Source organism: Mycobacterium sp., from assembly GCF_052145595.1.
GTDB lineage: Bacteria > Actinomycetota > Actinomycetes > Mycobacteriales > Mycobacteriaceae > Mycobacterium.
This window is the reverse complement of the sequence record NZ_JBKQOI010000136.1, coordinates 1-3794: the sequence shown is the minus strand read 5'-3', so window position 1 is coordinate 3794 and position 3794 is coordinate 1. Positions and strand designations below refer to the sequence as shown.

Here is a 3794-nt window from a genome sequence, read left to right as displayed (position 1 = left end):
ATCAGTCGCCGCGCCAGCCGCAGCACGAGGGTCGCCTCACCGCAGGTGGCCACGTGGGCTGTTACGGCGTTGAAAGCGCTGGTTCGATCGATCTTGGCCGGTGGTATCCACCCCGGATCGAGTTCGTGCAGATGCCAGCGCAGCCGGGAGATGATGCGGGTGCTGCGCTCGGCCGCAACACTCGACTCGACCCTCGATGTCGTCGTCGCGATCGAGACCCTGCTCGAGGATCAGTAGGAGCGCGGCAGCTTCAGCGCCTGGGCGGAGATGTAGTTCAGCACCATCTCCTGCGAGAACGGCGCATTGCGCAGTAGCCGTGCCTCTCGCCACAGCCGCTCCACGTGGTATTCCTTCGCGTAGGCGTAACCACCGTGGGTGGACATGGCGCGGTCGCAGGCGTCGAAGCCGGCCTCTGCGCCCAGGTACTTGGCCGCCGCGGCCTCGATGCCGCACTTTTGGTGGTCGTCGTAAAGCTTCGCCGCATGCATTGCCATCAGCCGCGCCGACTCGAGTCGCATCCAGGAATCGGCCAACGGGTGGGCGACCGCCTGATTCTGACCGATGGGCCGGTCGAAGACGATCCGCTCGTTGGCGTACTTTGTCGCCAGATCCATTGCGGCCCAGCCGATCCCAACCCCCTCCAGGCCCACGACGATGCGCTCCGAGTTCAGCCCGTCGACGAGATATCTGAAGCCCCGGCCCACCTCACCCACGACCTCGTCGTCGCGAACCGCGAGGTTCTCGATGAAGAGCTCGTTGGAGTCGATCGCCGAGCGACCCAGCTTCTCGATCGCACGGACCGTGATCCGGTCGCGGTCCAAGTCGGTGAAGAAGAGCGTCATCCCGTCCAGCGGTTTCTCCTCGTTGCGAGGAGACGTCCGCGCCAGCAGCAGGATCTTGTGAGCGTTCTGTGCGTTGCTGATCCAGACCTTCTGGCCATTGACCAGCCAGCCACCGCAGACCTTCTCCGCCTTGGTGCGGATGCGCGAGGTGTCCACACCGGCGGTGGGTTCGGTCACGCCGAACGCCATGAGGATCTCGCCGCGGGCGAGCTTCGGGAGGAACTTCTGCTTCATCTCCTCGGAGCCGTGACGAATGATCGGGGCCGGCGGGAACAGGTAGAAGTGCACCGCCGAGGCGCCACTCGCCCCGGCACCGGAGGCGGCGATCTCCTGCATCATCACGCCGGACTCCGCGATACCGAGCCCCAGGCCGCCGTACTCCTCGGGAATGAGTGCTCCCAGCCACCCGCCGTCGGCGAACGACTTGACGAATTCCCACGGGTACTCGCCCAGTCGGTCTTTCGCGCGCCAATACCCGTAGTCGAACTTCCGGGCCAGCTCGCGGGTGGCCTTGCGGACGACGTCGACGGTGCTGTCGCCGGGGTCGCTCATTGGTTCTCCTCTGCCACAATAGATTTCGGCACCTTGGTGCTGCGTGCGCACAGCCACTCGCCAAGCGCTTTTGCCTGCGCGTCCAGCCGCAGTGACGAGGTGGCGCCGGTCCCCAGCAGTCCCCCGATCAGGAAGTTGACGGCACCAAGGTTCGGCAATTCATAACGCTCGATAGGCAGATCGCGTGTTTCCGGAAGCAGGATCCTGAGCTCGTCGACGGTAAGCGTCGACTCGAGCCACTCCCAGGCGTGCCGGTCGCGTACCCAGACACCGACGTTGGCGTCGCCGCCCTTGTCGCCGGAACGGGCATGCACGACATCGCCGAGCGAGGCGAGGACCAGCTCGTCGGCGCACGGCGCGCCCACCGATTGCGCCAACGGTGTGTCAGCCCCGCGGGCTGCCTGACCATCAGCGGCCCTGTCGGGTGCAACGATTTCGCTCGCACCGTCATAGTGGTGGACCCGGTGTTGCAGCACTGCCTGGTCGAGCAGTGCCGGCCAATACACACCGAACGCGGACCCTGGTTGTGGCGGGCCGAGGGAGTACATGCCGGGGTAGCTGGACAGGGCCAGCTCGACCATCTGCGACGAGAAAGCCCGCCCCGCGGCCTCTTTCGTTCCCTGCACCGCTATCCTCAGCAGTTCCGTACCCGCATTCTGACTTTCGGCATCGGACCGGGCATTCCCAATACGGTCGACCGCGACCGCGTCGATACCGTCAACGGCGCCGATGTAGCGGTCGACGGATTGCTCCACGAGGGCAGCCTTCTCATCGAGGTTCGCGCCGGTCAGCGCGAGTAGCACGCTGTTCTGCCACCCCCCGATGCCCGTAATCGCCACCTTGGTCGTGGCCGGCGGCGCCGAGCCCCGCACGCCGCTGATCCGCACGCGGTCGTCACCAACATCCGTCAGCTCGGCGGTGTCCAGGTGGGCGATGACGTCGGGGTTGAGATAGGCGGGATCGCCTATCTCATAGAGCAATTGAGCTGTGACCGTGTCCTGGGTGACCGCGCCGCCGGTGCCCGCATTCTTGGTTATCACCGACGAACCGTCGGCGGCGATCTCAGCGATCGGGAATCCCGGCTGCACGAGGTCTGCGATGGTGCGGAAGCCGGAGAAATTCCCCCCGGTCGCCTGGGGACCACATTCGATCACATGTCCGGCCGCGACCGCACCGGCGAGCGCGTCGTAATCGGCTTGGGTCCAACTCCACCACCAGGCGGCCGCACCGACGACCAATGAGGCGTCGGCGACGCGGCCCGTGATGACGATGTCGGCGCCGTGATCTAGCGCCCGGGCGATGCCCAGGCCGCCGAGATAAGCGTTGGCGGTCAGCGGCTGATGCGACCAGGACGACAGTGGCTCCCCGCTCGTCAGGTGTGGCAGTGAATGGCCGGCCTGGTGCAGGGCGTCGAGGCGACCAAAGAGGTCGTCGCCTCCGACGTGGGAGACCCGCAGCTCGTAACCCCGGCGTGCGATCAGTTCGCGGGTTGCCGCGACCAGCCCGGCGGGGTTCAGCCCCCCGGCGTTGATGACGAGCCGAATCTCGTTCGAGACGAGGTGTTCGAGCGCCGCGTCCAACTGGGGCAGGAAGGTGGCCGCATAGCCCTTGGTGCTGTCTTTGGCCCGCGCCTTGCCGAGGATCAGCATCGTGACCTCGGCGAGATAGTCGCCGGTGAGGACGTCGATCCCGCCGGCCCGGGCCATTTCGGCCATCGCCGACGCGCGGTCCCCGTAGAAGCCAGAGCAGTTCCCGATGCGGACGGGGCGTTGTCCTCGTCCGGGTGCTGCAGTCATTTGGTCGGTCATTTCGTCGCTCCTTCGGCGGTATTGCTGACCCACACCGTCCCTTCGAATCCCGCCTCGCCGGACGGGTCCCGCTCGGTGAGCTCGAGGATCATGGTGTCGTCGTCGGTCGCGGTCACCCGCGATGTGTAGGTGAGATCGGCCGGCGCATACACGGGCTTGCGCAGGCGGTAGGCGAACTTCGTGACTCGCCACTGGGCGCCGAGGCCCTCGGTAACGCAACGCAAGGCGAGCGCCGCCCGGAGGTGGGAGTGCAGCGCGAGACCGCGGTGGCCCTCTTCGCGTGCGTAGGGCTCGTCGAAGTGGATGCGGTGCGGGTTCCAGGTGACCGCGCTGTAGCGGAACAACTGCAGGGCGGTGGCGGTGTGCTTGAGCGGTTCGAGCGGGTCGGAAACCTCGAAGTTGATCGACATCAGGACTCCTGGGCGGGGTTGCGTAGTGCGACGGTGCGGCGGTTGCGGTTGAGGGCGGTGCCATCCTTGGCAGCGAAGGTGTTGAGAGTGGTGACGAAAATGCAAGGGCCGGAACGGGTCTGTTTCGGAGTGACCGCCTCGAGGGTGGTCTCGAGAACCAGCTCCGTGCCCGCCGTGAACGG

The 3794-nt window shown here is 66.3% G+C and carries 4 protein-coding genes and 1 pseudogene; 1 reads left to right on the top strand and 4 read right to left on the bottom strand.

All coding sequences use genetic code 11. The features are described from left to right. Positions 1–237, top strand: a 237-nt coding sequence (locus tag ACLP4W_RS12335; RefSeq protein ID WP_442386409.1) for a hypothetical protein, incomplete at its 5' end; no start/stop codon positions are given. Here the strand turns inward: ACLP4W_RS12335 and ACLP4W_RS12330 are convergent. The 4 genes and pseudogenes from ACLP4W_RS12330 to ACLP4W_RS12315 all read right to left on the bottom strand — a co-directional run. Beyond that, positions 231–1394: an acyl-CoA dehydrogenase family protein gene (locus ACLP4W_RS12330; protein WP_442386408.1), complete on the bottom strand. Its 1164-nt coding sequence runs from the start codon at positions 1392–1394 to the stop codon at positions 231–233. The two genes, ACLP4W_RS12335 and ACLP4W_RS12330, sit on opposite strands and share 7 nt — an antisense overlap. Further along, on the bottom strand, positions 1391–3190 hold the full coding sequence (locus ACLP4W_RS12325) for an acyclic terpene utilization AtuA family protein (protein ID WP_442386410.1): 1800 nt from the start codon (positions 3188–3190) through the stop codon (positions 1391–1393). The genes ACLP4W_RS12330 and ACLP4W_RS12325 overlap by 4 nt, the downstream gene beginning before the upstream one ends. An 8-nt stretch (positions 3191–3198) precedes the next feature. Then, on the bottom strand, positions 3199–3612 hold the full coding sequence (locus ACLP4W_RS12320) for a MaoC/PaaZ C-terminal domain-containing protein (protein ID WP_442386407.1): 414 nt from the start codon (positions 3610–3612) through the stop codon (positions 3199–3201). Then, positions 3612–3794, bottom strand: a pseudogene (locus tag ACLP4W_RS12315) (FAS1-like dehydratase domain-containing protein); the annotation flags it as partial. The gene ACLP4W_RS12320 and the pseudogene ACLP4W_RS12315, both read right to left, overlap by 1 nt.

What these genes read in the sequence shown, in the direction of transcription:
- ACLP4W_RS12330 (WP_442386408.1), bottom strand. Translation starts at nt 1,394, where the DNA reads ATGAGCGACCCCGGCGACAGCACCGTCGACGTCGTCCGCAAGGCCACC.
- ACLP4W_RS12325 (WP_442386410.1), bottom strand. Translation starts at nt 3,190, where the DNA reads ATGACTGCAGCACCCGGACGAGGACAACGCCCCGTCCGCATCGGGAAC.
- ACLP4W_RS12320 (WP_442386407.1), bottom strand. Translation starts at nt 3,612, where the DNA reads ATGTCGATCAACTTCGAGGTTTCCGACCCGCTCGAACCGCTCAAGCAC.